Origin of the sequence: Dyella lutea (assembly GCF_024158035.1) — a bacterium.
In the GTDB taxonomy this organism is placed as follows: domain Bacteria; phylum Pseudomonadota; class Gammaproteobacteria; order Xanthomonadales; family Rhodanobacteraceae; genus Dyella_A; species Dyella_A lutea.
The window spans coordinates 327215-351943 of the sequence record NZ_JAMZEK010000001.1 but is presented as its reverse complement, the minus strand read 5'-3'; the positions used below and the strand labels follow the sequence as shown (position 1 = coordinate 351943).

The following is a 24729-nucleotide window of genomic DNA, read 5'->3' as shown; positions in this document are numbered from 1 at the left end:
CTTAGCGGGCTTTCTTGGTCGATGTCTTGCCGGGCGGACGTGCGCCGCAGCTGTCACGCACCACGACGTGACAACCGAGCGTGTCGGCTTCCGGCGGGGTGGCCTGGTCGGGTGCATCCAGCAGCGCGGCCAGTCGCTCGAGGGCACTCCGTCCCAGGTCCACGATGCGCACCTGCACCGTGGTCAATGCAGGTGTGATGTAGCGGGCGATGGGGATGTCGTCGAAGCCGGTCACCGCGACTTCTTCGGGCACGCGCACGCCGGCCTCGCGCAGTGCCAGCAGGCAGCCGATCGCCATCATGTCGTTGGCGGCGAACACCGCTCGCGGGAGCTTCCCCGAGGCCATCATTTCGCAGCCCGCGCGGTACCCCGACTCCTCCGTGAACTCGCCGCGGATGATGCGCAACGAGGCACCGGGTACGAATTCCGCCATCGCCGCGCGATAGCCCTCTTCGCGCTGCTGGGCGTCGTAGTTGTCGTGTGGACCGGCGACGAGAGCGATGTCGCGATAGCCGCGTTCGACCGCCAGGTGCCGCACCATGGCGTGCGCACCGCCATGATTGTCGATGTTCAGCACCGGGTAGCGCGGACCCCGCAGCGGGCTGTTGAGCAGCACCGTGGGCAGCGACTCGGGCAGGTTGGTGTGCAGGAACGAAGCGTCGGCGCGCGGCGACAGGATGATCATGCCGTCGACCCGTCCGCGCATGGTGCGCAACGCGGCAGCGGCATCTTCCACGCCGTCGTGCGCGCTGGACACCAGCAGGTGCAGGCCGCGGGCGCGCGCAGCCAGGTCGATGCCGCGGATCAGCTCGGAGAAGAACTCGCCGTACATGTCCGGCAACAGCGCCCCGATGGTGTGCGTACGGCGGGTGATCAGGCTGCGTGCCGCGCCGTGGGGGATGTAGCGCAGTCGCGCGGCGACATCGCGGATCCGCTTCTCGGTCTCGGCCGTGACGCCGCCGGTGCCATTGAGCGCACGCGACACCGAGGCCACGGACACGCCGGCCTCCCGCGCCACGTCTTTGATGGTCACTGTCGTCACGATTCCGCCTTTTTGCCGCGCCGGTCCCCTGCGCCGGGGTGGAACGTAAACGTTTTCATCGAAGCTTGTAAAGCTTTTGCAAAACAAAGATTTGCTGCGCTGCGATAAGGAAAAATCCCCGAAACGGCTGGCGCGTCGCCGGAAACGCCCGCCGGGATTCGTTTTTGAACTGGATCACATGCGCGGAGTGATATCCCGCGACGCAGCAAGAAGTCTTCCTCACCCACCGACGGCGCTGGGGCGGGATGCCTCAAGCACCCGCTCGGTCCGCCGATATCGGGGTGGAGGCGCCCATCCGCCATCCGCGGCGTGCTGCCCGTCACAGTCCGGGTGCTGGACTTGTAGTGCCGTTAAATTTAAATTAATCAAAGCGCATACATGCACCTGTATGCTTGTCATGAAAGTTTGAGCAATAAAACTCTGCAACTCACTGACTCTTATGAACTTGACCTTGGCCATCGCCATCATCGCAGTCGCCGCCGGCGTGATCGCCGCCGCGATGCGTCGGGTGCCGATCGGCCAGGTCCACAGCCTGTATCGCCGGGGCCAGCCTTTGCGCCTGCTGGAGCCGGGTACGCACTGGGTGGTGCCGGGTCTGGATCGCATAGGCCACCGCATCGATCTGGGCGGCCAGGTGCTGCGCTTCGAGCAACCGCAGGCCGACAGCCACGAATTGCGCGGCACCGTGTACTGGCAGGTGCTCGAGCCCGAGCGTGCCGAAGCCACCATCGACGAGGCACCCCAGCTGATCCGTTGCGGCGCGCTGGCCGCGCTCGGCGAGTCGCCGCTTGTCGCTGGCGATCGCCGCGATCTCGGCAGCCGCATGAAGCAGGCGCTCAACGGTGCCCTGCGTGAGCGTGGTCTGATGATCACGCGGGTGGAGCTGGAAATCGCCTGAATCCGAAGCGCGCCGAGCCGCCCCAGAGCGGCGGCGCGAAGGGGACTTTGCGTACTTGCGAACCCGCTCCGGCGGGTTTTCTTTTGCCCGGAGCACGCCCGATACTCGTCGGCCAAACCGCCTGCCTGGACCCACCATGACCGATCGCGCCGCCTTGCAACACCGCCTGGAACAGGGCATCGCCACGCTCGGTCTGCAGCTCCCGCCCGGCGCCGTGCCGCGGCTGCTCGATTACCTCGACCTGCTGGTGCGCTGGAACGCGGCCTACAACCTCACCGCGGTGCGCGATCCGGCCGAGATGGTGACCCGACACCTGCTCGACTCGCTGGCGATCCTGCCGTTCGTGTCCGGGGCGACGCTGGCCGATCTGGGCACTGGCCCCGGGCTGCCGGGCATCGTGCTGGCGATTGCCGCGCCAGGTCGGGCCATCACCCTGGTCGATTCCAACGGCAAGAAGGTCCGCTTCCTGCGCGAGGCGATCCGCAGCCTGAAACTGGAGGGCGTGCAGGCGGTGCAGTCGCGGGTGGAGGACGTGCAGGGCCGGTTCGAGTGCATCACCGCCCGCGCCTTCGCCACCCTGGCCGACATGCTGGGCTGGGGCGGCCACTTGCTGGCCCCGGGCGGGACCTGGCTGGCGATGAAGGGGCGCCGGCCCGACGACGAGCTGGAGGCGCTGCCGCCGGGTTTCGGGCTGGCCTCGATGCACACGCTGGCCGTGCCCGGGCTGGAGGGCGAACGCCACCTCGCGGTAATCCGCCATGCGGGGCCCGCTTCGGCCCCGGCAGCCTGTTAATCTACCTGCCCTTTTCGTCCGCGCACGGTAACGACGACCCATGGCACGCATCATCGCTGTCGCCAACCAGAAGGGCGGCGTCGGCAAGACCACCACCGCCGTCAACCTTGCCGCTGCGCTGGCGGCGGCCAAGCGCAAGGTGCTGCTGGTCGACCTCGATCCGCAGGGCAACGCGACGATGGCCTCGGGTGTGGACAAGAACCAGGCCAAGCCGAACGGCTGCGAGGTGCTGCTGGACGAGGCGCCGATCGAGCGCGCCATCGTCACCACCGCGGCGCACTACGACCTGCTGCCGGGCAACGGCGACCTGACCGCGGCCGAGCTCAAGTTGATGGACGCACTGGCGCGCGAGAGCCGGCTGAAGGAACAGCTGGCCAAGGTGGCCGGCAAGTACGACACGATCCTGATCGACTGCCCGCCCTCGCTGCACCTGCTCACGCTCAACGCGCTGACCGCGGCCGACGGGCTGCTGATCCCGGTGCAGTGCGAGTATTTCGCGCTGGAGGGCCTGTCCAGCCTGCTCGACACGGTCAAGGCGGTGCGGGCACGGCTGAACCCGGGTCTGGAGATCGAGGGCCTGCTGCGCACCATGTACGACGTGCGCAACAACCTGGGCAACGAGGTCTCGGCACAGCTGACCCAGCACTTCGGCGACAAGGTGCTGCGTTCGATCATTCCGCGCAACGTGCGCCTGGCCGAGGCGCCCAGCCACGGCCAGCCGATTCACCTTTATGACCGCAGCTCGCGCGGTGCGATCGCCTACATAGGGCTGGCCGGCGAGATCATCCGCCGCGAGCGCGGCGCCCAGGCGGCGCTCGCCGCGCTGGGCGAAATGCACGACGACCCGACCGCCGCGCACGACGCGACGATCGATCTTCACCAGGAGTAAGCATGGCTGCGAAGAAGCGTGGACTGGGACGCGGGCTCGATGCCCTGCTGGGCGGCGATGGAGCCGGCGCCCCGTCGGTGATCGAGCAGGAGGGCGAGCTGCGCACCCTGCCGATCCAGCAGATCCAGCCCGGCAAGTACCAGCCGCGGCGTCACTGGAACGACGAGGCGCTGGACGAGCTGGCCGCCTCGATCAAGGCCCAAGGCCTGATCCAGCCGGTGGTGGTCCGCGCGTTGGGCAAGAACAGCTACGAGCTGATCGCTGGCGAGCGACGCTGGCGCGCTGCGCAGCGGGCGCAGATGAGCGAGATCCCGGCGCTGGTGAAAGACGTGCCGGAAGTCGCCGTGCCGGCGATGGCGCTGATCGAGAACATCCAGCGCCAGGACCTGACCCCGCTGGAAGAGGCCGACGCGCTGAAGCGGCTGATCGAGGATTTCGAGCTCACCCACCAGCAGGCGGCCGACGCGGTGGGTCGCTCGCGCGCCGCGGTGTCCAACCTGCTGCGCCTGACTGACCTGCCCCCGGCGATCAAGAAGCTGCTCGACGAGGGCAAGCTGGAGATGGGCCACGCTCGATGCCTGCTCACGCTGGATGAGGCGGCTGCCGTGCCGCTGGCGCGCCAAGCCTCCACGCTGGGCTGGAGCGTGCGCGAGCTGGAGGATGCCGCGCGCAAGGCGCAGAGCGCGCCGAAGGGCAAGGCCAAGGCGGCCGGTGCGCGAGATCCCAACATCGACGCGCTGGAGCGCGAGCTGGCCGAGCGCTTCGCCACCCGGGTGGAGCTGGCGCAGAGCCGCGGCGGCCGCGGCAAGCTGGTGATCCACTACCACAGCAACGACGAACTCGAGGGCATCCTCGGCAAGATCCGCTGATCGCCCGTCGGCGACGCGGCGCGGTTCCGTCGCGCCGGTGCCGGGCGGTCGTGCCCGCCAGGCGGTAAACTCTTGCGCTGCCTGCCGCCGCGGCGCGTCATTCCAAGGCCCGACCCATGCCCCAGCTTTCCGTCGTCGTCCCCGTCTTCAACGAGCGCGACAACATCCCGCCCCTGCTCGCCGAGATAGCCGCCGCCCTGCGTGGCCAGGTCGACTACGAGGTGATCTACGTCGACGACGACTCCACCGACGACAGTCGCCAGGTGCTGGCCGCGCAGAAAGCGCAGCACCCGGAGCTGCGCGTGCTGCACCACGTCACCCGTTCGGGCCAGAGCACGGCGGTGTGGAACGGCGTGCGCGCGGCGCAGTCGCCGTGGATCGCCACGCTGGACGGCGACGGCCAGAACGACCCGGCCGACATCCCCAAGCTGCTCGCCGCGCGCGCCGACGCCGCGCCGGCGGTGCGGCTGTTCGCCGGCTGGCGCACCACGCGCCGGGACAGCTTCAACAAGCGGATCTCCTCGAAGATCGCCAACGCGGTGCGCTCGCGCATGCTCAAGGACGCCACCCCGGACACCGGCTGCGGCCTGAAGCTGTTCGAGCGCGAGGTGTTCCTGCGCCTGCCCTACTTCGACCACATGCACCGCTACCTGCCGGCGCTGGTCAAGCGCGCCGGCTTCCAGAGCACCAGTGTGCCGGTGGGGCACCGCCCGCGCACCGCGGGCACGTCGAAGTACGGCATGCTCGATCGCCTGTGGGTCGGCCTGGCCGACCTGCGGGGCGTGGCCTGGCTGATGCGCCGGGGCAAGGTCACCGCGGTCGAGGAGCTGTAACCGGCTTCACGCCGGCTTAGCCCGCCACCATCCGCTTCAGGCGTAAGCTCGCGCTTTCCCTGGGACGCGGGGCGGCGCATGCGCATCCGGGTCAAACGCATCTATCTTCCGCCCGACCCGGCTGACGGTCGGCGGGTGCTGGTCGACCGGCTGTGGCCCCGAGGCGTGCGCAAAGACGCCGCCGGGCTCGATGGCTGGATCCGCGAGGTGGCGCCGTCGGCCGCGCTGCGACGCTGGTTCGGTCATGAGCCCGCGCGCTGGGAGGCCTTCCGCCATCGCTATGCCGCGGAGCTGGATGATCTTGCCGAGTACTGGCGACCGCTGGCCGACCAGGCCGTGCACCGGCCCTTGACCCTGCTCTATGCCGCGCGCGACGAAGAACACAACCATGCGCTGGTGCTCAAGGATTATCTGGAATGCTGGCTGCACGGCCATGGGCCGCGCTGAGACGGCCTAGCGGGGCATGCCCGCGGGCACCGCCCCCTCGCGCTCGTGCCAGCCGCGCAACGCTTGGCGCGCCCGGTCGCGTCCGAGTTCGATCAGCTCCTTCGCGCGGTAGAACTCGAAGGCGGTGGACACGTCGCGCGGCATCTGGATCAGCAGGTCCGGCGCATAGGCTGCCAGCCGCAGGCGTGACAGGTTGGCCTGCATCAGGTCCATCGACTGGTTGAGCAGCTCAAGTGCACCGGGCGCGGCATCGCGGGGCGTGCCGTTGCCGGCCGGCAACAACTTGCCGAGCCACTCGCCGAGCCGGCCGCGGTGGTTTTCGTCGTCGACCGCTACCGCGGGGTCCGGCCGGGCGCCTTCGGCCGGCCCGTCCACGCTGACCGCGAACAGATAGTCCGCGCGCTCGCGGATCAGCGGGGTCACCGGCACCGGGTTCAGCAGCGCGCCGTCGAGCAGCAGCCGGCCGCCCACGCGATGCGGCCGGAAGATGGTGGGAATGGCGATCGACGCCCGGATCGCCTCGAACAGCGAGCCGCGGGTGAGCCACACTTCGCGCTCGCGCTCCAGGTCGGTGGCTACCGCCGTGTAGGCCAGTGGTAGGTCCTCGATGTGCACGTCGCCGATCAGCTCGCGCAGTGTGCCGATGATCTTCTCGCCCTTGATCAGGCCGCCGCCGGTGAAGGTCCAGTCCAGCAGGCGCAGCACGTCGAGCTTGGCCAGGGTGGACACCCAGTCGCGGTAGACGTCCAGCTTGCCCATCGCGTAGATGCCCCCGATCAGCGCGCCCATCGAGCTGCCGGCGATCGCCGAGATCTCGTAGCCGGCCGCCTCGATCTCCTCGATCACGCCGATGTGCGCAAGCCCCTTGGCGCCGCCGGCGCCGAGCGCAAGCGCCACCGTGGGCCGGCTCGACGCGCCGCCGGCGCGCGCGGTGGTCTGGATGTCCTGCCCGGGAGGATCGTTGTCGGCCATGGCGTCGCAGCGGGAGGGCGCTTCATAACGTTGTGCAAACGCCCGGTTTCCGTACGATGCCAGAAAGGCGCCGCAGCGGCGACCGCGCGGAAGGCCGACCGACGGTCCGCCGCGGTCGGTTCGCACCAGGCGCCGGTCTGTCTCCCTGGGAAGTTCTGTCTTGATGCGATACCTCTTGCGACGACCGCTCCGCGCGGCTGCCCGGCGATCCGTTGTCCCCGGGGAAGGCGCATGAGCTGGCAGGCCTGGGCCACGGTGGCGGTGATCGTCGCTGCGATGGCGCTGTTCGCCAGCGAGAAGGTGCGCATCGACCTGGTGGCGCTGATGGCGCTGGCGGCCCTGGTGATCCTGGGCGTGGTCAGCCCGGCGGAGGCGCTGAGCGGTTTCAGCAACGAGGCGACGGTGACCGTGGCGGCGATGTTCGCGCTGAGCATGGGCATCGAGCGCTCCGGTGCGCTGGAGCCGCTGAGCCGGCTGCTGATGAAGATCCGCCGGCCGTGGTTGCTCACCCTGGCGCTGATGCTGGCGATCGCTCCGCTGGGCGCCTTCATCAAGAACATTGCCCTGGTCGCCACCTTCCTGCCGCTGGCGCTGAAGGTGTGTCAGCGCACCGGGACCTCGCCTGGCCGGGTGCTCATGCCGATGGCGTTCGCCGCGCAGATGGGCGGCGTATGCACGCTGATCGGCACTTCGTCCAACCTGCTGGCCGACACGCTGGCGCAGAAGCAGGGCATGCCGCCGTTCGGCGTGTTCGAGTTCACCGAGCTGGGTGCCATCCTGGCGGTGGTCGGTATCGTCTACCTGATGCTGGTCGGCCGCTGGCTGCTGCCGCGCCACATCCACACCGACATGCCGGTGCAGGTGGAGATCGGCAAGTACGTCACCGAGCTGGAAGTCACCGAGCACTCCTCGTTGCTCGGCAAGAGCATCGCCGATGCCAGCCTGGGCGAGCGCTACGGCGTCTACCCGCTGGAACTGCTGCGGGGTGATCGTCGCACCTGGTCGCCGCGGTCGCAGAAGATTGCCCGCGGCGACGTGCTGCTGGTGCGCGGCGACTGGGAGAAGATCGAGGAGTTCCGCCGCCAAGCCGGCCTGCGCAATGCGCCGGAAGGGCATTACGCGCATACCGACGATCGCCAGCGGGTGCTGGCCGAGATCATGGTCGCGCCGGCCAGCGCGCTGGAGGGTCGGCGCTTCGGCGAGACCGGCATCGGCTGGCGCTACGACGCGGTGGCGCTGGCGATCCACCGCCGTGGCCAGGTGCTGCGCGAGAAGCTCAGCGACGTGGTGCTGGCGGTCGGCGACGTGTTGCTGGTGCTGGTGCCGGAAGAGGCGATGTCCAACCTGCGCAACGACGAGTCGCTGATCGTGCTGAGCGAGCGCGAGAACGCACACAGGACGCCACGCAAGGCGCTCTACGCGGTGGCGATCATGGCCGGGGTGATCGTCGCCTCGGGGCTGCGCTGGCTGCCGATCCCGATCGCGGCGATCTGCGGCGCCACCGCGATGGCGCTGGCCGGCTGTTTCGGCCGCAAGGATGTCTACGAAGGCATGGACTGGAAGATCGTGATCCTGCTCGGCGCGATCCTGCCGCTGGGGGTGGCGATCGAGAAGAGCGGCCTGTCCACCGCCGTGGTGCACGCCGGGATGGCCGTGGTCGGCAGCCACGGACCGCTGGCGGCGCTGTTCATGGTCTATCTGCTCACCGCCCTGCTCACCGAGCTGATGGGGCACAACCCGTCGGTGGTGCTGATGGTCGGCATCGCCGCCTCGGTGGCGCACGCGATGCACGTGGATCCGCGGCCATTCGTGGTGGCGGTGGCGTTCGCTGCGGCCACCTCGTTCGCCACGCCGGTCGGCTATCCGACCAACACCATGGTCTATTACGCCGGCGGCTACCGCTTCACCGATTTCATGCGGGTGGGCATCCCGCTGATCGTGTTGTTCTGCGCACTGTCGATGTGGCTGATCCCGCACTTCTGGCCGTTCCAGCCGCTCACCCGTTGAGCGGCACGGCCGGCACCGGCCGGGGTCAACGGGTGTAGCCGGTCAGCGCCAGCTGCAGCATGATCTTCATCTCCTCGCGCAGCGGCAGCGGTGCCACGATCTCCGCATCCGGCCCGTACTTGAGCACGTCCATCAGCAGCTCGCGCGAGTTCGAGTAGGGCACCTGCAGCTCGTAGCGGCCGTCGGGCAACCATTCGCCCTTCTGCTGCGAGTGCCAGTGCTCGTCCGCGACCCAGCGCGCCGCATGGGCGGAAAAGCGGATCGTCGCCCAGGCCTTGGGCTTGCCGGCGAAGATGCCGTAGCTGGAGGAGAGCATCTCGTTGAGGTCGCTGTCGGCGACGTCGATCGCCCGCTCGTCCAGCGCATGCGGCTCCAGGATGCGGTCCACCGCGAAGCTGCGCAGTGCCTCGCGATCGTGGTCCCAGGCATCGAGATACCAGTTGTCGCGGTAGTGGGTCAGCCGCTGCGGCGAAACCGTGCGGCGACTGTCCGAGTTGGTGGTGCGCGCGCGATAGCGGAAGCGCAGCTGGCGGCGTTCGAGCACGGCGCCAGCGGTGATGCGGAACACCTGCTGGTCGAGCCTGCGCTCGCCCCAGGCGATCACGCGGATGCGCTCGATCGGCAGCGCCCTGCCGCTGCCCTGGTCGGACAGCAGTCCCTCGATGCGTGCCTTGAACGGCGCCAGCGCGCCGGCCAGCACCCCCGGTCCGCTGCGCCCGATCAGCTCGTTGAGCGCCAGCAAGGCCGCCAGCTCGTCGGAGGTCAGCCACAGGCCCGGCAATTCGAAACGCTCGCCCTCACCCACCTCGTAGCGAAAGGCCGCCTGCTCGCCGCCACCGCTTTCGATCGGCGCGCCCAGGGCGTCGCGCAGGAACGCGATGTCTCGGTAAAGCGTGGCGCGCGAGCACTCCAACTCGTCCATCAGGCGCGGCAGCGGCACGGGGTAATGTGCGGATTTGAGCAGTCGATGCAGGGTGAGAATGCGCTCGTAGCGGTCCATGGCATATCGTCGAGGGGAGGCGTTGTGTAGCATGGGCACGCCCCGTGACGGCCGCAAGCCCGAGTTCCCCGGTGTGCCTTCGGCGCTCCCACTCCGCTTCCCCGCCCGAGAAACTCCACGATGCCAGTACCTCTCGACGTTCCCGAAACCGGGTCGCCCGCCCGCCCGTCCCCCGCCCCGGGGGCGCTCGCCGTCGCATTGCAGGTGACCGCGGACACCGGCTACGGCATCTGGGCCCTGCAGGGCATCGGGCTCGCCCTCGGCATCTACCGCAGCGGGCGCGGCGAGTCGCTGGTGCCGTTGCTGATCGGCCTGGTGCTGGTCAGCGCTGGGCTCGTGGTGGCCAGCCTACGCCGGGCAGGACCACCGGACTGGTACGGCTGGTGGCCGGGTCGCAACGCCCGCCCAACGCGCGAAGCATTGACGGCATTGGCGACCTACCTGCCGATGCTGGCCGTGGCGGGGCTGACCCGCGGCGACAACGATTTCTGGGCCACCCGGCTGGCGGGCGCCGTGCTGATGATGGCCTGCCTGGGGCACCTGCTCTACAGCACCCGTCGACTGCCCGGCCGCGTACCGGGTTCGGCGCCGGTCGCTGCCCTGCCGGCGGGCCGGGTGATGGCTGCACTGTTCGGTGGCGGCTTGTGGCTGTGGTTGTGCGTGGCCGCCGACAGCAACGTGCCGGTCGGTCCGGCGCTGCCCGAGCACCAGTCATGGCTGCTGGTGCTGATGATCATGGCCTTGCTGCTGGGGCTGATCGAGGGCATGCGCTGGCATACGCTGCGCGCGGGGGGCGCAGACGATGCGCGGGCACCGGCCCGCCTGCCGAAGGGGCGGTTCGTCGCGGCCGTGCTCAGCCACGCCTTGCCGTGCGTGGCCCTGCTGCTTGCCGATCGCTGGCAGGCCAGCGGCCTGCTGGCGGCCATCGCGGCGGTCAGCAATCTCGTCGGGCGCGGCTGGGAACAGTGGCTCTATCGGCGCGAGTGCGCACGCAACGCCGAGCCCTGCCCGGGATGACGGGCGCGCCATTGGTTCACAACGGATTCAACGCGATCCGTTAAGGTAATCGGTTACGTTTGTTTAACAATCGGATCGTCCCCTCGATGAACAAGACCCCGCTTACTCTCCTGCTGGCCGCCACGCTGATGGCCGGCCATGCGCACGCCCAAACCACTGCCGGCGGCGCTGCCGCCGGGTCCGATGCCAGTGCCACCGACAACGGTGGCTGGAGCGGCTCGGGCGAATTCGGCTTCGCCTCTGCCCGCGGCAACTCGCGCTCGGAGAACCTCAACGCCAAGCTCGGTCTCAGTCAGGAAAACGAGTTGTGGCGCAACAACTTCTTCCTCAACGGCCTGCGTTCGAAGGGTGAGGTAAGTGTCACGGATGCCGCCGGCAACACCGTGAACCGCTTCAGCACCACGGCCAACCGCTACGACAGCGGAGCCTCGGTTGGCTACAAGCTGGACCCGCGCAGCTACATCGTCGGTGCCCTGCGCTACGAGCACGACGATTTCGGCGCCAACCTGTGGCAGGGCACGGTGTCGCTCGGCTACGGATACATCGCCCTGAAGAGCCAGCGTACCGAGCTGTCGTTCGAAATCGGTCCCGGTTACAAGCGGTACCGGCCGGCCGACGAGCAGCAGGACGTCAACGGCACGACCCTGAAGGTGCGCCAGCCGACCCAGGGCGAGGCGGTGGCGCGCGGTCTGGCGAACTTCAAGTACCGCCTGACCGACAACACGGCGTTCGAAGACACCCTGCTGACCGAAGCGGGTTCGAAGAACAAGTACTACCAGAACGACGCCGGCCTGTCGGTCAGCATGACCAAGAAGATGGCGCTCAAGCTCGGTTTCCAGGTGCGCTACAACAGCGATACCCAGCCGGGCACCAAGAGCACCGATACGCTGACCACCACCAACCTCGTCTACAACTTCTGACGCAGGCGGTTCCGGTGGCGCGAAAAAGCCGGCGGCTCAGGCCGCCGGCTTTTTTGTGGGCGGAACCTTGCGCTCAGTGTCGGTCGAGGAAGGCCGCCGCACCCTGTGCCAGCAGCGATTCGGCGACGGCGCGGCCCAGCGCCTCCGGTGCCTGTTCCGATCCGTCGGCATGGGCGTGCAGCAGGCTGCCGCCGTGCGGATCGCCGACCAGACCGCGCAGGTGCAAGCCCTTTTCGCTGCGCATGCACCACGCGCCGACCGGGACCGAGCAGCTGCCTCCCAGCGCATGGTTCATCGCGCGCTCGGCGGTCACCGTCAGCCGGGTATCGGCGTCGTCCAGCGCGCGCAGCAACTCGAGTACGTCGGGCCGGTCGTCGCGCGCCTCGATCGCGATGGCGGCCTGGCCGGGTGCGGGCAGCCAGTCCGGAGCGACCAGGAGGCTGCGGATGCGGCTGGACAGGCCGAGCCGGTCCAGGCCGGCACAGGCCAGCAGGATCGCGTCGTAATCGCCGGCATCGAGTTTGGCCAGGCGCGTACCGACGTTGCCGCGCAGGTCGAGCAATTCGAGGTCCGGTCGTGCCGCGCGCAGCTGCGCCTGCCGGCGCAATGAGGAGGTGCCGACCCGCGCGCCTTGCGGCAGCGCCGCCAGATCCTGGTAGTGGTTGCTGACGAAGGCATCGGCGCAATCCGCGCGTGCCAGGATCGCTGGCAGCGCGAAGCCGGGTTCCAGTTCGGCCGGGACGTCCTTGAGCGAATGCACGGCGAGGTCGGCGCGATCCTCGAGCATCGCCACTTCCAGTTCCTTCAGGAACAGTCCCTTGCCACCGATCGCCGCCAGCGGCCGGTCGAGGACCTCGTCGCCGCGCGTGCTCATCGGCACCAGCTCCACCTCCAGCCCGGGATGCGCTGCGCGCAGTTGCGCGGCGACGTGCTCGGCCTGCCATAGGGCGAGTGCGCTCTTGCGGGTGGCGATACGCAGCGTGGTCGGGGTCATTCGGGCCTCGGCGGATGATGGGAACGGCGCGGTGGAAGCATGCATTGTCCCGCATTCGCGCCGGTGGGGCAGTGCGGCGCAAGGTCTCCCCGGGGTCGGCGGCTCAGCCCATGCGCAACAGTCGGCGAACGGCGGGCAGGTTGCGCCGGCTGACCTCCGGCTGCAGCTCGCTGCCCGCCAGCCGGGCCAGCGTGCGTCCGTCGCCCAGCGTCTTCAGCCCGACCAGCCGTGACTGCGGCACCAGGCAGCTTCGGTGCAGGCGGATCAGCTGGTCGGGGTAGGCCTCCTCGAGCTGGCGCAGCGATTCCTCGATCAGCAGTTCGCCGCCGCCGTGCAGGACCGCGACGTACTTGTCCTCGGCCTGCAGCGCGATCACCTCGTCCAGCGCGATGCGCACTTCCTCGCCGCGCTGGCGGGCGTGCAGGTAGCCGGGAGCCCGTTTCGGCGCCGCCTCCCTCCGCCGCCCGGCGCGCGCCAGCGCCTCGCGCAGCCGGTCCAGCCGCACCGGCTTGAGCAGGTAGTCGACCGCGCCCAGTTCGAAGGCGGTTACCGCGTGATTCTCGTAAGCGGTGCAGAACACCACGTGGGGCCCCACCCGGTGGCCCAGCCGGCGCGCCAGCGCGGTGCCGTCGAGCCCGGGCATGTTGATGTCCAGCAGCAGCACGTCGGGCGAAAGCTCGCTGATCGCCGCCAGCGCCGCCTCGCCGTCGCCGGCCTGCCCTACCACCTCGGCTCCTTCGCACTGCCCGACCAGCGCCGCCAGGCGCATCCGCGCCAGCGGCTCGTCGTCGACGATCAGCACGCGCATCGGGTCGTGCTCAGCCATCGCGTCCACCGGAGGCCGGCAGGCGCAGTTGCACCACGAAGCGATCGCCCACCGGTCCGGCCTCCACCCGCGCGCGCGCGCCATAGCGATAGGCGACCCGCTGGCGCACGTTGTCGAGGCCCTGTCCGTTGCCCCGTGGCGTGGGGGCGGCCGGCAGCGGATTACTGATTTCGATCACCAGCGTGCCCTGGTCGACGTGTCCCTCCAACCGGATCTCGCCTCCTTCGCGCAGCGGCTGGATGCCGTGCCGCACGGCGTTCTCCACCAGGGGCTGCAGCAGCAGGCGCGGCAGCGGAAAGTCCGGCGGAAGCGTGTCCAGTTCGCGATGCACGTGCAGGCGCCCGCCAAGCCGCAGCTGCTCGATCGCCAGGTAGCGATCCACCAGCGCCCATTCCTCGGCCAGCGTGTCGTCGCCGCCGCCCTGCTCTCCCAACGCCGCGCGGAACAGTTCGGACAGGTCCTCGATGGTGCGCTCGGCCGCGTCCGGATCCACCCGCACCAGGGCGGCCACGGTGTTCATGCTGTTGAACAGGAAGTGCGGGCGGATGCGCGCCTGCAGCGCGGCGACCTGCGCCTGGGCGGCCGCAGCCAGTCGCAGCTGCCACTGCCCCAATACATAGAAATAGCGGAGCATCGCCGCGGCGAGCAGGGCGGCTACCAGCACGTTGGCGCGGGCGAAGCGCATGTAGCCACCGTCGACCAGGGCCAGACCCAGCACCCGGTCCAGCCAGCGGCCCGCCAGGCTGGCGGCGATCACCACCAGTACGATCACCAGCCAGACGCCGGCATACGGCATCCAGCCCGAAAGGCGTTCCAGCCAGGGTCTCGCCTTGCACAGCGCCAGCGTCTCGAGCATCGCCAGCCAGGCAACGAACGCCATGGCGACGCTGTAGCCCCGCCAGCTGAAGCGCGTATCCGGTGCCAGCCACATCACGGTGACCGCCAGCGCGCCGACCAGCAGGATCGCGAACAGCGCCGGCAGGCCGCAGAAATCCGGCAGCGGGCTGGCGGGGCGGGGTGCGGTCGCGGACGGCATTGGTCGCAGTATGCCGTACGACCGGGGGTAGCGATCAGCCGGCCAGTCGCGCGTCGAACCAGCGGCGCAGGTCGGCGATCTCCTCGGCGCAGACCGAGTGCGGCATCGGGTAGGTGTGCCACTGGATCGCATAGCCCAGCGCCTCCAGCGCGGCGCGCGAATCGAGGCCGCGCTGCAGGGCGACGACGGGGTCCATCGTGCCGTGACCCCAGAAGATCGGCACCTGCGCATTCGCCGGACTGCGCTCGGCGGCCAGCGTGTCGGCCAGCGGCAGATAGGTGGAAAGCGCGACGATGCCGGCCAGTCGCTGCACGTGGCGCAGGCCCGCCGCCAACGCGATCGCGCCGCCCTGCGAGAAGCCGGCCAGCACGATCCGCTCGCTGGGCACGCCGCGCTCGTGCTCGCGGGCGACCAGCGCTTCCACCGCTTCGATCGACGCGCGCATGCCGGTCGCGTCCTGCCGGCTCATCAGGTCGAAGCCGAGGATGTCGTACCAGGCGCGCATCGGCATGCCGCCGTTGATCGTCACCGGACGTACCGGCGCGTGCGGGAAGACGAAGCGCAGCGCCGGCCACTGCGGCGACACCAGCTCCGGCACGATCGGCGCGAAGTCGTTGCCGTCCGCGCCCAGGCCATGCAGCCAGATCACGCTGTGGGTCGGGTCGGCACCGGTTTCACGCTCGACGGTGGGCAGCAGGCTCATGCGTTGGACTCGGGGAACGGGAAGGCGCCCAAGTCTCCACGATGCCCGTCCGTCCCGCCAGCCGGGAAAGCTATCGCTGTGCCTCAGGCAGGCTGTCCCGATGCCAGCGCCCGCTGGTGCGAACCATGGATCGTGTCGCGTTCGGGCAACCGCCCTTCGCGCACGCACGCGATCCATTCGGCCGTGGTGAGCACTGCCGCGTAGCGCGACTGCGCCACCACGGCGAACACCCGGTGGATCTCCTCCGCGCTGGCCGTGCCGGCACGATTGGCATAAGGCACGCTGCCGGACGCGTCCATCAGGAATTCCACCTGCAGCCCCGCATCGAACGCGTGCTTGATGGTGGTGTCGTTGCAGTTGTGGGTCATGTAGCCGGTCACCACCAGCGTGTCGATGCCGCGCGCGCGCAGCCAGTCGCCGAGGTCGGTGCCGGTGAATGCGCTGGGCAGCCGCTTGCGCACCAGGTGGTCATGCGGCCTACCCGCAACGGCCGGGTGCAATTGCCAGCTATGCGAGCCTTCGGCGCACCGGCGCGGGGCGTTGTTGGTCGGCCTGTGCCTGGGCGCGTTCGTGCTCGCCGACGCCGGACTGCTGGACGGGCGCCGTGCCGCCACGCACTGGGTCGGTGCCGGCCTGTTCGCGCAGCGCTTTCCGCAGGTCAAGCTGGAGCCCGACGTGCTCTACGTGGACGCGGGCCCGGTGGTGACCTCGGCCGGTACCGCTGCGGGCGTCGACTGCTGCCTGCATGTGGTGCGACGCCTGTGCGGCGCCGACGCTGCGGCCCGCATCGTACGCCGGATGGTGGTGCCGCCGCACCGCCAGGGCGGCTAGGCGCAGTACATCGAACAGCCGGTGCCCGCGCGCGCCGAGCCCGGACCGTTGCAGCGCGCACTGGACTGGGCAAACGGCCATCTGGACCTGCCACACAGCCTGGACACGCTCGCCGCCCGCGCGGCGATGAGCCGGCGCAGCTTTACCCGTCATTTCCGTCGCCACACCGGTACCACCGTGAGCCAGTGGTTGCTGGGGCAGCGACTGGCGCTGGTCCAGCGGCTGCTGGAGACCACCGACCAGCCGGTGGAGCGCATCGCCGAGCGCGCGGGTTTTGGCACGCCGCTGTCGATGCGCCAGCACTTCGCGGCAGCGTTCGATACCACGCCCTCGGCCTACCGGCGCGAATTCCGCGGCCGCTGAGAGGCCGTGTACGAAATTCCTTGCGTGCGCCGACCATGACCTTGGGCGGTAGGCACGGCGCATCGCGGCTGGGTACGCTCAGTGGATTGCCACCGTGGAGCCACCCATGCACCGAACCGTGCTCGCGGGCCTCGTCGCCCTGCTCGTGCTGCCAGCCCATGCCGCCAGTCCCGCCGCCAACGCCGGCCACCTGGACATGGAAACCATCATGGCCAACCCGGACTGGATCGGGCATCCGGTCGAGTCGCCGTACTGGAGCGTCGACGGACGTTCGCTGTACTACCAGGTGCAGCGTGACGGCGGCCCGGTGCGCGACCTTTATCGCGTCGATCCGGCCACCGGTCGCGGCGGGAAGCTGGACCCAGCAGCGGTGGCGCAGGCCGACGGCCCGGCGGTGTACGACCGTAGCCACACCCACGCGGCGTTCATCCGCCACGGCGACGTGTTCCTGGTCGACCTCGCCAGCGGCCGCCGCACCCAGGTGACCCGTACGCCGGAAGACGAGTCCGCGCCGCAGTTCTCCGCCGACGGCCACGCGCTGCAGTACCGCCAGGGCAACGACTGGTACAGCTACGACCTGGCCAGCGGCGTCAGCGGCCCGGCCGCGGTGCTGAAGTTCGCCGACGATCCGCACGCGGAGAAGCCCAATACGCTGCGCGAGCACCAGCTCGACCTGTTCAGCACGCTGCGCCAGATCAAGGCCGACAAGGACGCCGTGCGCGCGCGCCAGAAGACGCTGGAGGCGGCCGATCCCGGTCGCGCACCGGAACCGTTCTGGCTGGGCGACAAGATCACCGCGGTGGACACCGAGCTGTCGCCCGACGGACGCTGGATGCTGGTGGTGACCGAGCCGAAGGGCGCGCCCAAGGGCGAGGCGCCGAAGGTGATCCATTACGTCACCGACTCGGGCTACACCGAGACCCAGGACGCGCGCACCTACGTCGGTCGCAACGATCCGATCGCGCAGTCGCTGCTGCTGCTGGACCTGTCCAGGCACGCCACCTACAACCTCGACACCGCCGTGCTGCCCGGCATCAAGGACGATCCGCTGAAGGCCTTGCGCGCCAAGGCGATCGCCGCCCGCGAAAAGGCCGGCGACAGCGCCGGCGCCGAGGCGCTGAAGGCGCCGAAGGTCCGTCCGGTACACATCGTGTCCGGCGACAACGACGGTTCCGGCGGCGGCATCGTGTGGAGCGACGACGGCTCCCAGCTTGCCATCCAGCTGCGCGCGGTCGACAACAAGGACCGCTGGATCGCCAGCGTCGATTTCACCAAACACGCACTGGTCAACCAGCAGCGCCTGCACGATGACGCCTGGATCAACTGGAACTTCAACGATTTCGGCTGGCTGAAAGACAACCGCACGCTGTGGTACCTGAGCGAGCAGACCGGCTGGTCGCAGCTCTACGTCAAGCCGCTGGACGGCAAGGCGAAGCCGCTCACCGCGGGCAAGTTCGAGATCAGCCACCCGCAGCTGAGCGAGGACGGCCGCTGGTTCTACGTGCGCTCCAACCGCGTGGCGCCGTACAGCTACGACGTCTACCGCGTGCCTTCGACGGGCGGCGACCTGACCCGCCTCACGCAGTACCAGGGCATGGACCAGTTCGTGCTCTCGCCGGACGGCAGCCAGCTGGCGGTGCTGCATTCGGCGCCCTACGTGTTCGACCAGCTGGCGGTGCTGCCGGCCGCGGGCGGCGCGCCGCGCGAGCTGACCGACACCATGAAGCCGGCCTACATGGCGCACCACTGGATCGCGCCGAAGATCGTCCAGGTGCCCTCCTCGCACGGGGCCGGGGTGATCTACGCCAAGTACTACGGTCCGGCGAACGAGACCGACGCGCCGGCCTCGCGCCCGGCGGTGATCTTCGTGCATGGCGCCGGCTATACCCAGGACGTGACGCTGGGTTCCACCTACTACTTCCGCGAACAGATGTTCCACAACCTGCTGGTGCGCGAGGGCTACGTGGTGCTGGACATGGATTACCGCGCGTCGGAGGGCTACGGCCGCGCGTGGCGCGTGGCGATCTACCGGCACATGGGCCATCCGGAGCTGGAGGACATCCTGGACGGCAAGGCCTGGCTGGTGAAGCAGCACGGCGTCGACCCGAAGCGCGTGGGGATCTACGGCGGCAGCTACGGCGGGTTCATGACCGAGATGGCGCTGCTGCGTGCGCCGGGCGAGTTCGCCGCGGGCGCGGCGCTGCGTCCGCCGTCGGACTGGGTTACCTACAACGCCGAGTACACCTCGAACATCCTCAACGACCCGCAGATCGATCCCGAGGCGTACAAGACCAGCTCGCCGATCGAGTACGCGGCGAACCTGAAGGACCCGCTGCTGATCGAGCACGGCCTGATCGACGACAACGTGATGACCGCCGACTCGATCCGCCTGTACCAGCGCCTGATCGAGCTGCACAAGAAGAACTTCTGGATCTCGCTCTACCCGCTGGAGCGGCACGGCTTCGTCCATCCGGACTCGTGGTACGACGAGTACCGCCGCATCCACGAGCTGTTCACCACCTGGGTGAAGAACCGCCCGGCGACGCCGTGAAACGTGCTGCGCGGCAGGCCGGGAACGGCCTAGCCGCGCAGCGAGCGCACCAGCATGTAGACGGCGACGGCGACGATCACCCCGGCGAACACGATGTTGAGTGCACCGCGGGTCTTCGCCAGCCGCTTCGCACCCAGCGCACCGAGCCAGCCGCCGACCACGCCGCCGCCGATGAAGGCGCCGGCGACCGGCCAGTCGATCAGGCCGGAACGGGCGTAGTTCACCGCCGCGGTGAGGCCGAACGCGCCCACCGCGAACAGCGAAGTGCCGATGGCGTGGATGATCTCCATGCCGCTGGCCAGCATCAGCCCCGGCACGATCAGGAAGCCGCCGCCGATGCCGAAGAAGCCGGACAGCGCGCCGGCACCCAGGCCCACCCCGGCCAGCCGCGGGTTGGTGTGCGGCAGCGGATAACGGTCCGGGCCGCCGCGCCCGCGGCCGCGCACCATCAGTACCGCCACCACGATCATCAGCAGCGCGAACAGCACCAGCAGGCGCTGGCCGTTCACCGCCTTGCCGATGGTCGAGCCGATGAAGGCGCCGACCACGCCGGTGGCGGCGAAGATGAAGGCCGCCTTCCAGCGCACGTGGCCGGCCCGCGCGTGCGGGATCAGGTTGGCGAACGCGTTCACCGCCACCGCCAGCGCGCTGGTGCCGATCGCCAGATGCGGATCGTGTACGCCGACCACGTAGAGCAGCAGCGGCACGGCGAGGATCGAGCCGCCGCCGCCGATCAGCGCCAGCGAAAAGCCGACGGCCGAGCCGCAGGCGATCGCGATGAGGGTCTGGACCAGGTCGAATGCCGGCATCGACGGGATCTCGCTCGGGTTTGGGAGGGGATGGCCGGGCTCAGTCGCGGCGCATGGCGGCCAGCCGCGGCGCAAGCCCGGACAGGTCGTAACCGGCCTCGCGGGCGCTGGCAAGCACGCTGTCGGCAGGCAGCCGGCGCGCCGCCTGCAGCGCCCACAGCGTGGTCGAGCGGGTGCCGGTGCGGCAGTACGCGAGGGTCGGTCCCGGCAGCGTGGCGAGCGCCACGGCGAAGCCGTCCACCTGGGCTTCCTGCAGTTGCCCCGGCACCACCGGGATATGGCGATAGGCCAGTCCGGCGGACGCAGCGGCCGCGGCGATGGCCGATGACGTCGGCTGGCCGGGCTCCTCGCCATCGGGACGGTTGTTGATCACGGTGCGGAAACCGCGTGCGGCCAGTTCGGCCAGGTCGGACGGGGCGATCTGCGGGGACACGCTCAGCGTGTCGGTCAGCGGGCGGATGTCCATGGTGCGTCTACTCCGGCGCGTCAGAGCGCATCGAGGGGAATCTTCAGGTAGCTGACGCCGTTGGCTTCCGGCGGCGGCTTGTGCCCGGCACGCATGTTGATCTGTACCGAGGGCAGGATCAGCTTCGGCATCGCCAGCGTGGCGTCGCGCGCGGTGCGCATGGCGACAAACTCGGCTTCGCTGATGCCTTCGTGCACGTGCAGGTTGTGTCGCTTTTCCGCACCCACGGTTGTTTCGTACGCATAGCTATCGCGGCCCGGCGCCTTGTAGTCGTGGCAGAGGAAGATGCGCGTGGCATCCGGCAACGCGAAGATCCTGCGGATCGAGCGGTACAGCGTGGCGGCATCGCCGCCCGGGAAGTCGCAGCGCGCTGTGCCGTAGTCGGGCATGAACAGGGTGTCGCCGACGAAGGCCGCGTCGCCGATCACGTGGGTCATGCAGGCGGGCGTATGCCCCGGGGTGTGGATCGCCACCGCCTCGATCCCGCCGACCTTGTAGGCCTCCCCGTCGACGAACAGGTGGTCGAACTGGCTGCCGTCGCGGGCGAACCCGGTGCCTGCGTTGAACAGCTTGCCGAAAGTCTCCTGCACGGTGCGGATGTGTGCGCCGATGCCGAGCTTGCCGCCCAGCTCCTGCTGGATGTACGGCGCGGCAGAGAGGTGGTCGGCATGCACGTGGGTATCGATCACCCAGTCCACGCTCAGGTCGTGCTCGCGGACCCAGGCGACGATGGCGTCGGCCGAGTCGTGCCGGGTGCGCCCCGAAGCGGCGTCGTAGTCGAGCACGCTGTCGATCACCGCGGCGCGGCCGGTGCCCGGATCGGACACCACGTAGCTGAAGGTGTTGGACGGTTCGTCGAAGAACGCTTTCACATCGGGGCGCTGCGAGGCCATTTCCTGCTCCTGGACCGGCATCGGTGACGCGGGGTGGGCAATCAATCTGAGGCGGACAGCGCCTTCGCTGGAACATTATATTAGCATATTCGAATATTCAAGGATGGCGGTGATGGCCCGCCCGCTGCTGCGCCCGCCGGCGCGGCAGCGGCGTCGGGAAAGCCGCTCGCGATGGCCGGACCGTTACCGGAGGCAGCACCCGGGCCGCACCCGAGGCTTCCACTTCCTGCGAAATTGAGCTCATCGAAATTTTGCCCGCCCAAAGACTGCGATATAGATATTTGCCTTGACAAATAAACTCGAGGCAATAGAATGCGCGGCCATGAATACCGCCACGCACTCCTGTTCGATCGCCAAGGGCCCCGCTGAGAGTCTGGGCGTGCTGCTGGGCCTGGTCCGCACCGAGATCGTCCGTGCGATGGAATCGGAGCTGGCTGCGCAGCAGATCGGCCTTCGCTTCACCCAGTTCCTGATCCTCAAGAAGCTGGCCAAGCTGGGCCCGATGAGCGCGAGCGAACTGGCCCGCGCCGTCGAGCTGGATGGTGGCGCGATGACCCGCCAGCTCGACCAGCTCGAGGCCAAGGGTCTGCTGCGCCGCACGCCGCACGAGCAGGACCGCCGCGCGCTGCGCATCGAGCTCACCGCGGCCGGCGATGCCCTGTGGCAACAGATGACGCCGTGCAACGACCGCGTGCTGGAAGCGGCCCAACGTTCGCTGAGCGCCATCGAGCGCGAGCAGCTCCACGACTATCTGGAGCGCGTGCTGTACGCGCTCCGCGACAAATCCTGACCCCCACACCCTCTCCCCAGAGATCACGATCATGCGCCTGCACCACCTCGCGGCCGGCATCGGGTTTTCGCTTTTGCTGGCCGCCTGTGCCACCAGCGGCGGCCTGCATCCGAACGGCACGCTGACCGACCCGTCCTCGCTGGCCACCGGCCAGAGCCTGGCGCGCGCGCACGCCGCCGAGGCCACCTGGCCGAACCAGGACTGGTGGACCTCGCTGGGCGATCCGCAGCTCGACGCGCTGATCGCCGAGGCGCTGCGCGACAACCCGGGCCTGGCCGTCGCCGATGCCCGTGCCCGCGAGGCGCAGACGGCCGTGGTCGATGCCAACGCCGCGCGCGGTCCGAGCGTGAATGCGGGCGCGGCGATATCCGGCGCTCGCCTGCCGGCGTCGGTCCCCATCGGCGGCCATTTCCTCAAGGCCGAGTATGGCTACGCCAGTTTCAACTGGGGGCTGGACCTGTGGGGCGGCAAGAAAGCCGCCTGGGAGGCGGCCGTCGGCGCAGCCAGGGCCGCCGACGTCGAGTCGCGCGCCGCGCGCATCGAGTTGTCCGCGAATGTCGCCCGCGCCTACGCGCGGCTCGGCTACGCCTTCTCCCAAAAGGACGTCGCCGATGCCGAGTACCAGCGCGCCAGCGAAGCCCGCAAGCTGACCGCGCAGCGGGTCGCCGCCGGGATCGACAGCCAGCTCCAGCTCAAGCAGGGTGACGCCGAGGTGGCGCAGGCCCAGCGCCAGCAGGCAGTGGCCGATCGCGCGGTGGATGCGGCCCGTTCGGCGTTGTCCGTGCTGCTCGGCAAGGGTCCGGACCGCGGCCTTTCGATCGACCGGCCGGCCGTGCTGCAGCCCGCCGCCGTGGCGGTACCGGCGAACCTGCCCGCGGACCTGATCGGCCACCGCCCCGACCTGGTGGCGGCGCGCTGGCGGGTCGAGGCGGCGCAGAAGCAGATCAAGGCCGCCAAGACCGAGTTCCTCCCCAACGTCAGCATCGGCGCGATGGCCGGCCTGCTCGCCACCGGCGGCCACAACCTGTTCGAGTTGCCGGCGCGGTTCTACCAGTTCGGACCGTCGCTGAGCCTGCCGATCTTCGATGGCGGCCGCCTGCGCGCCAATCTCGATCGCCAGGATGCTGCCTACGACATGGCCGTGGCGCAGTACAACCAGACCCTGGTGGGCGCGGTGAACGAGGTGGCGGACGACCTGTCCGCGCTCGATTCGCTGCGCACCCAGATCGATGCCCAGCAGCATGCCCTCGATGCCGCCCGCGACGCCTGGAAGCTGGCCGAGCAGCGCTACAAGGCCGGTGTCGGCAGCTACCTGGAGGCGCTGACGGTGCGCCAGCAGCTGCTGCAGGCCGAGCAGGGCATGGCCGCGCTGAAAGCGCAGCAGGTCGATACCTCGGTGCAGCTGCTTGCCGCGCTCGGCGGTGGCTACCAGCCCCGCGATGCGAGCGCCGTCCCGCCCGCCGCTTCTTCCTCCCCCGTTCCCCCCTCCGATCATTCCTGAGGCCGACCATGTCCAGCCCCAACACTCCGACGGCCGACAATCCGGCCAGCGCACCGGCCAAGCCGGCCAACAACCGCCGTGGCCTGCTCCTTCGCCTGCTGCTTATCGTCATCGTCCTGGCCGCCATCGGCTGGACCGTGTGGTACTTCCTCGATGGCCGCTGGTACGAATCGACCGATGATGCCTACGTCAACGGCAACATCGTGCAGATCACGCCGCAGATTCCCGGCACGGTGGTCACCATCGGCGCCGACGACGGCGACCTGGTGCATGCCGGCGACGTGCTGGTGAAGCTCGACAAGAGCAACGCCGAGGTCGCGCTGGCCGAAGCGAAGGCCAACCTCGCCAACACCGTGCGCAAAGTGCGCGGCCTGTACAACAACGTGGCCGGAGCCCAGGCCGACGTCGCCGCGCGCAAGGTGGCGGTCGACAAGGCCCGGGCCGACTTCGCGCGCCGCAGGGATCTGGTCAAGTCCGGCGCGATCTCGGCCGAGGAACTGGCGCACGCCCGCGATGCGCTGGCCGCCGCCGAGAGCGCGCTGACCAACGCCGAGCAGCTGTACCAGACCAACAAGGTGCTTGTGGACGACACCGTGGTCGCCTCGCACCCGGATGTGCAGGCCGCCGCCGCCAAGCTGCGCGCTGCCTACCTCGACGACCTGCGCACCACCATCGTGGCGCCGGTCGACGGTTATGTCGCCAAGCGCTCGGTGCAGCTCGGCCAACGCGTGGCTCCGGGCGCACCGATGATGGCGGTGGTGCCGCTGCATCAGGTATGGATCGACGCCAACTTCAAGGAAACCCAGCTCACCCACATGCGCATCGGTCAGCCGGTAGAGATCACCACCGATCTGTACGGTGACGACGTGGTCTACAAGGGCAAGGTGCAGAGCCTGGGCGTGGGCACCGGCAGCGCGTTCTCGCTGCTGCCGGCGCAGAACGCCACCGGCAACTGGATCAAGATCGTGCAGCGCGTGCCGGTGCGGGTGGTGTTCACCGAGCCGAAGCAGCTCGACGCGCATCCGCTGCGCATCGGCCTGTCCAGCGATGTGGAGGTGGGCCTGCACGACCAGAAGGGTCCGATGCTGGCCCAGCAGACGCCGGCCGCGCCGATCCTCAACACCGACGTGTACGAGAAGCAGCTGGCACAGGCGGATGACCTGATCGCCCGGATCATCCACGCCAACCTAGCACGCTCCAAATAACCCGTAGGAGCGCACCCGTGTGCGGTGTTTCCCGTCACGTGACCAAGAGCGTTCGCGCACAGGGTGCGCTCCTA

Annotated in this window: 26 protein-coding genes; 15 read left to right on the top strand and 11 right to left on the bottom strand. The window is 69.3% G+C overall.

Annotation, left to right across the window (positions count from 1 at the left end; translation table 11 throughout):
• Position 1: 1 nt before the first annotated feature.
• Positions 2-1042, bottom strand: a complete 1041-nt coding sequence (locus NC595_RS01605; protein WP_253564429.1) for a LacI family DNA-binding transcriptional regulator — start codon at positions 1040-1042, stop codon at positions 2-4.
• 439 nt (positions 1043-1481) lie between these two features.
• Between NC595_RS01605 and NC595_RS01600 the strand changes: the two genes are divergently transcribed.
• The 6 genes from NC595_RS01600 to NC595_RS01575 all read left to right on the top strand — a co-directional run bounded on the left by NC595_RS01600 (position 1482) and on the right by NC595_RS01575 (position 5771).
• Positions 1482-1940 carry an SPFH domain-containing protein gene (locus tag NC595_RS01600; protein ID WP_253564427.1) on the top strand — a complete coding sequence of 153 codons (459 nt, stop codon included), beginning with the start codon at positions 1482-1484 and terminating at the stop codon, positions 1938-1940.
• Between the two features lie 136 nt (positions 1941-2076).
• Positions 2077-2733, top strand: a complete 657-nt coding sequence (rsmG, locus tag NC595_RS01595) for a 16S rRNA (guanine(527)-N(7))-methyltransferase RsmG (RefSeq protein ID WP_253564426.1) — start codon at positions 2077-2079, stop codon at positions 2731-2733.
• Between the two features lie 40 nt (positions 2734-2773).
• Positions 2774-3622, top strand: coding sequence for a ParA family protein (locus NC595_RS01590; protein WP_253564424.1), 849 nt, complete (start codon positions 2774-2776; stop codon positions 3620-3622).
• 2 nt (positions 3623-3624) lie between these two features.
• Positions 3625-4491, top strand: a complete 867-nt coding sequence (locus tag NC595_RS01585; RefSeq protein ID WP_253564423.1) for a ParB/RepB/Spo0J family partition protein — start codon at positions 3625-3627, stop codon at positions 4489-4491.
• 116 nt (positions 4492-4607) lie between these two features.
• Positions 4608-5324 (top strand): glycosyltransferase family 2 protein, encoded by a 717-nt coding sequence (locus tag NC595_RS01580; RefSeq protein WP_253564422.1) that lies wholly within the window; start codon positions 4608-4610, stop codon positions 5322-5324.
• Between the two features lie 78 nt (positions 5325-5402).
• Positions 5403-5771 carry a DUF488 domain-containing protein gene (locus NC595_RS01575; protein ID WP_253564421.1) on the top strand — a complete coding sequence of 123 codons (369 nt, stop codon included), beginning with the start codon at positions 5403-5405 and terminating at the stop codon, positions 5769-5771.
• Between the two features lie 6 nt (positions 5772-5777).
• Here NC595_RS01575 and NC595_RS01570 read toward each other — a convergent pair whose 3' ends face one another.
• Positions 5778-6743 (bottom strand): patatin-like phospholipase family protein, encoded by a 966-nt coding sequence (locus NC595_RS01570; RefSeq protein WP_253564420.1) that lies wholly within the window; start codon positions 6741-6743, stop codon positions 5778-5780.
• 231 nt (positions 6744-6974) lie between these two features.
• Between NC595_RS01570 and NC595_RS01565 the strand changes: the two genes are divergently transcribed.
• Entirely contained in the window at positions 6975-8750 is a 1776-nt protein-coding gene (locus tag NC595_RS01565) for an SLC13 family permease (RefSeq protein WP_253564418.1), read from the top strand.
• 25 nt (positions 8751-8775) lie between these two features.
• On the opposite strand, the gene NC595_RS01560 is transcribed toward NC595_RS01565, so the two are convergent.
• Positions 8776-9750: a helix-turn-helix transcriptional regulator gene (locus NC595_RS01560; RefSeq protein WP_253564417.1), complete on the bottom strand. Its 975-nt coding sequence runs from the start codon at positions 9748-9750 to the stop codon at positions 8776-8778.
• A gap of 204 nt (positions 9751-9954) precedes the next feature.
• On the opposite strand from NC595_RS01560, the gene NC595_RS01555 reads away from it, so the two are divergent.
• Both NC595_RS01555 and NC595_RS01550 read left to right on the top strand, forming a co-directional pair.
• The gene (locus NC595_RS01555) at positions 9955-10767 is read left to right on the top strand and encodes a hypothetical protein (protein WP_253564415.1); all 813 of its coding nucleotides are present in this window, start codon (positions 9955-9957) and stop codon (positions 10765-10767) included.
• 86 nt (positions 10768-10853) lie between these two features.
• Positions 10854-11687 (top strand): DUF481 domain-containing protein, encoded by an 834-nt coding sequence (locus NC595_RS01550; RefSeq protein WP_253564413.1) that lies wholly within the window; start codon positions 10854-10856, stop codon positions 11685-11687.
• Positions 11688-11760: 73 nt separating this feature from the next.
• Here the strand turns inward: NC595_RS01550 and hemC are convergent, their stop codons facing one another.
• The 5 genes from hemC to NC595_RS01525 form a co-directional block, all read right to left on the bottom strand.
• The gene (gene hemC, locus NC595_RS01545; RefSeq protein ID WP_253564411.1) at positions 11761-12681 is read right to left on the bottom strand and encodes a hydroxymethylbilane synthase; all 921 of its coding nucleotides are present in this window, start codon (positions 12679-12681) and stop codon (positions 11761-11763) included.
• Positions 12682-12784: 103 nt separating this feature from the next.
• The gene (locus NC595_RS01540; protein WP_253565675.1) at positions 12785-13489 is read right to left on the bottom strand and encodes a LytR/AlgR family response regulator transcription factor; all 705 of its coding nucleotides are present in this window, start codon (positions 13487-13489) and stop codon (positions 12785-12787) included.
• A gap of 10 nt (positions 13490-13499) precedes the next feature.
• Positions 13500-14543: a sensor histidine kinase gene (locus NC595_RS01535; protein WP_253564410.1), complete on the bottom strand. Its 1044-nt coding sequence runs from the start codon at positions 14541-14543 to the stop codon at positions 13500-13502.
• 34 nt (positions 14544-14577) lie between these two features.
• Positions 14578-15246 carry an alpha/beta hydrolase gene (locus NC595_RS01530; protein ID WP_253564409.1) on the bottom strand — a complete coding sequence of 223 codons (669 nt, stop codon included), beginning with the start codon at positions 15244-15246 and terminating at the stop codon, positions 14578-14580.
• Between the two features lie 83 nt (positions 15247-15329).
• Positions 15330-15860 (bottom strand): isochorismatase family protein, encoded by a 531-nt coding sequence (locus NC595_RS01525; protein WP_253564408.1) that lies wholly within the window; start codon positions 15858-15860, stop codon positions 15330-15332.
• Here NC595_RS01525 and NC595_RS20445 point away from each other — a divergent pair.
• The 3 genes from NC595_RS20445 (at position 15787) to NC595_RS01510 (ending at position 18991) form a co-directional block, all read left to right on the top strand.
• Complete coding sequence (locus tag NC595_RS20445; protein ID WP_253565714.1) at positions 15787-16077, top strand: helix-turn-helix domain-containing protein; 291 nt, start codon at positions 15787-15789, stop codon at positions 16075-16077. The genes NC595_RS01525 and NC595_RS20445 overlap by 74 nt on opposite strands.
• Before the next feature lie 21 nt (positions 16078-16098).
• Complete coding sequence (locus NC595_RS01515) at positions 16099-16440, top strand: helix-turn-helix domain-containing protein (protein WP_253564407.1); 342 nt, start codon at positions 16099-16101, stop codon at positions 16438-16440.
• A gap of 106 nt (positions 16441-16546) precedes the next feature.
• Positions 16547-18991 carry a S9 family peptidase gene (locus tag NC595_RS01510; RefSeq protein WP_253564405.1) on the top strand — a complete coding sequence of 815 codons (2445 nt, stop codon included), beginning with the start codon at positions 16547-16549 and terminating at the stop codon, positions 18989-18991.
• 29 nt (positions 18992-19020) lie between these two features.
• On the opposite strand, the gene NC595_RS01505 is transcribed toward NC595_RS01510, so the two are convergent.
• From NC595_RS01505 to NC595_RS01495, 3 genes are read right to left on the bottom strand one after another with little or no spacing between them, the layout of a single operon-like run.
• A complete protein-coding gene (locus NC595_RS01505) occupies positions 19021-19800 on the bottom strand; it encodes a sulfite exporter TauE/SafE family protein (protein WP_253564403.1) in 780 nt (259 codons plus the stop codon).
• Between the two features lie 40 nt (positions 19801-19840).
• A complete protein-coding gene (locus tag NC595_RS01500; protein ID WP_253564401.1) occupies positions 19841-20266 on the bottom strand; it encodes a protein tyrosine phosphatase family protein in 426 nt (141 codons plus the stop codon).
• A 20-nt stretch (positions 20267-20286) separates the two neighbouring features.
• Complete coding sequence (locus tag NC595_RS01495; protein WP_253564399.1) at positions 20287-21159, bottom strand: MBL fold metallo-hydrolase; 873 nt, start codon at positions 21157-21159, stop codon at positions 20287-20289.
• 322 nt (positions 21160-21481) lie between these two features.
• On the opposite strand from NC595_RS01495, the gene NC595_RS01490 reads away from it, so the two are divergent.
• Genes NC595_RS01490 through NC595_RS01480 form a run of 3 tightly spaced genes read left to right on the top strand, consistent with a single transcriptional unit; the run spans position 21482 to position 24655 of the window.
• Positions 21482-21949 (top strand): MarR family winged helix-turn-helix transcriptional regulator, encoded by a 468-nt coding sequence (locus tag NC595_RS01490; RefSeq protein WP_425493040.1) that lies wholly within the window; start codon positions 21482-21484, stop codon positions 21947-21949.
• 31 nt (positions 21950-21980) lie between these two features.
• Positions 21981-23450 carry an efflux transporter outer membrane subunit gene (locus NC595_RS01485; protein WP_253564398.1) on the top strand — a complete coding sequence of 490 codons (1470 nt, stop codon included), beginning with the start codon at positions 21981-21983 and terminating at the stop codon, positions 23448-23450.
• Positions 23451-23458: 8 nt separating this feature from the next.
• Entirely contained in the window at positions 23459-24655 is a 1197-nt protein-coding gene (locus tag NC595_RS01480) for an HlyD/EmrA/EmrK family protein (RefSeq protein WP_253564396.1), read from the top strand.
• Positions 24656-24729 lie beyond the last annotated feature (74 nt).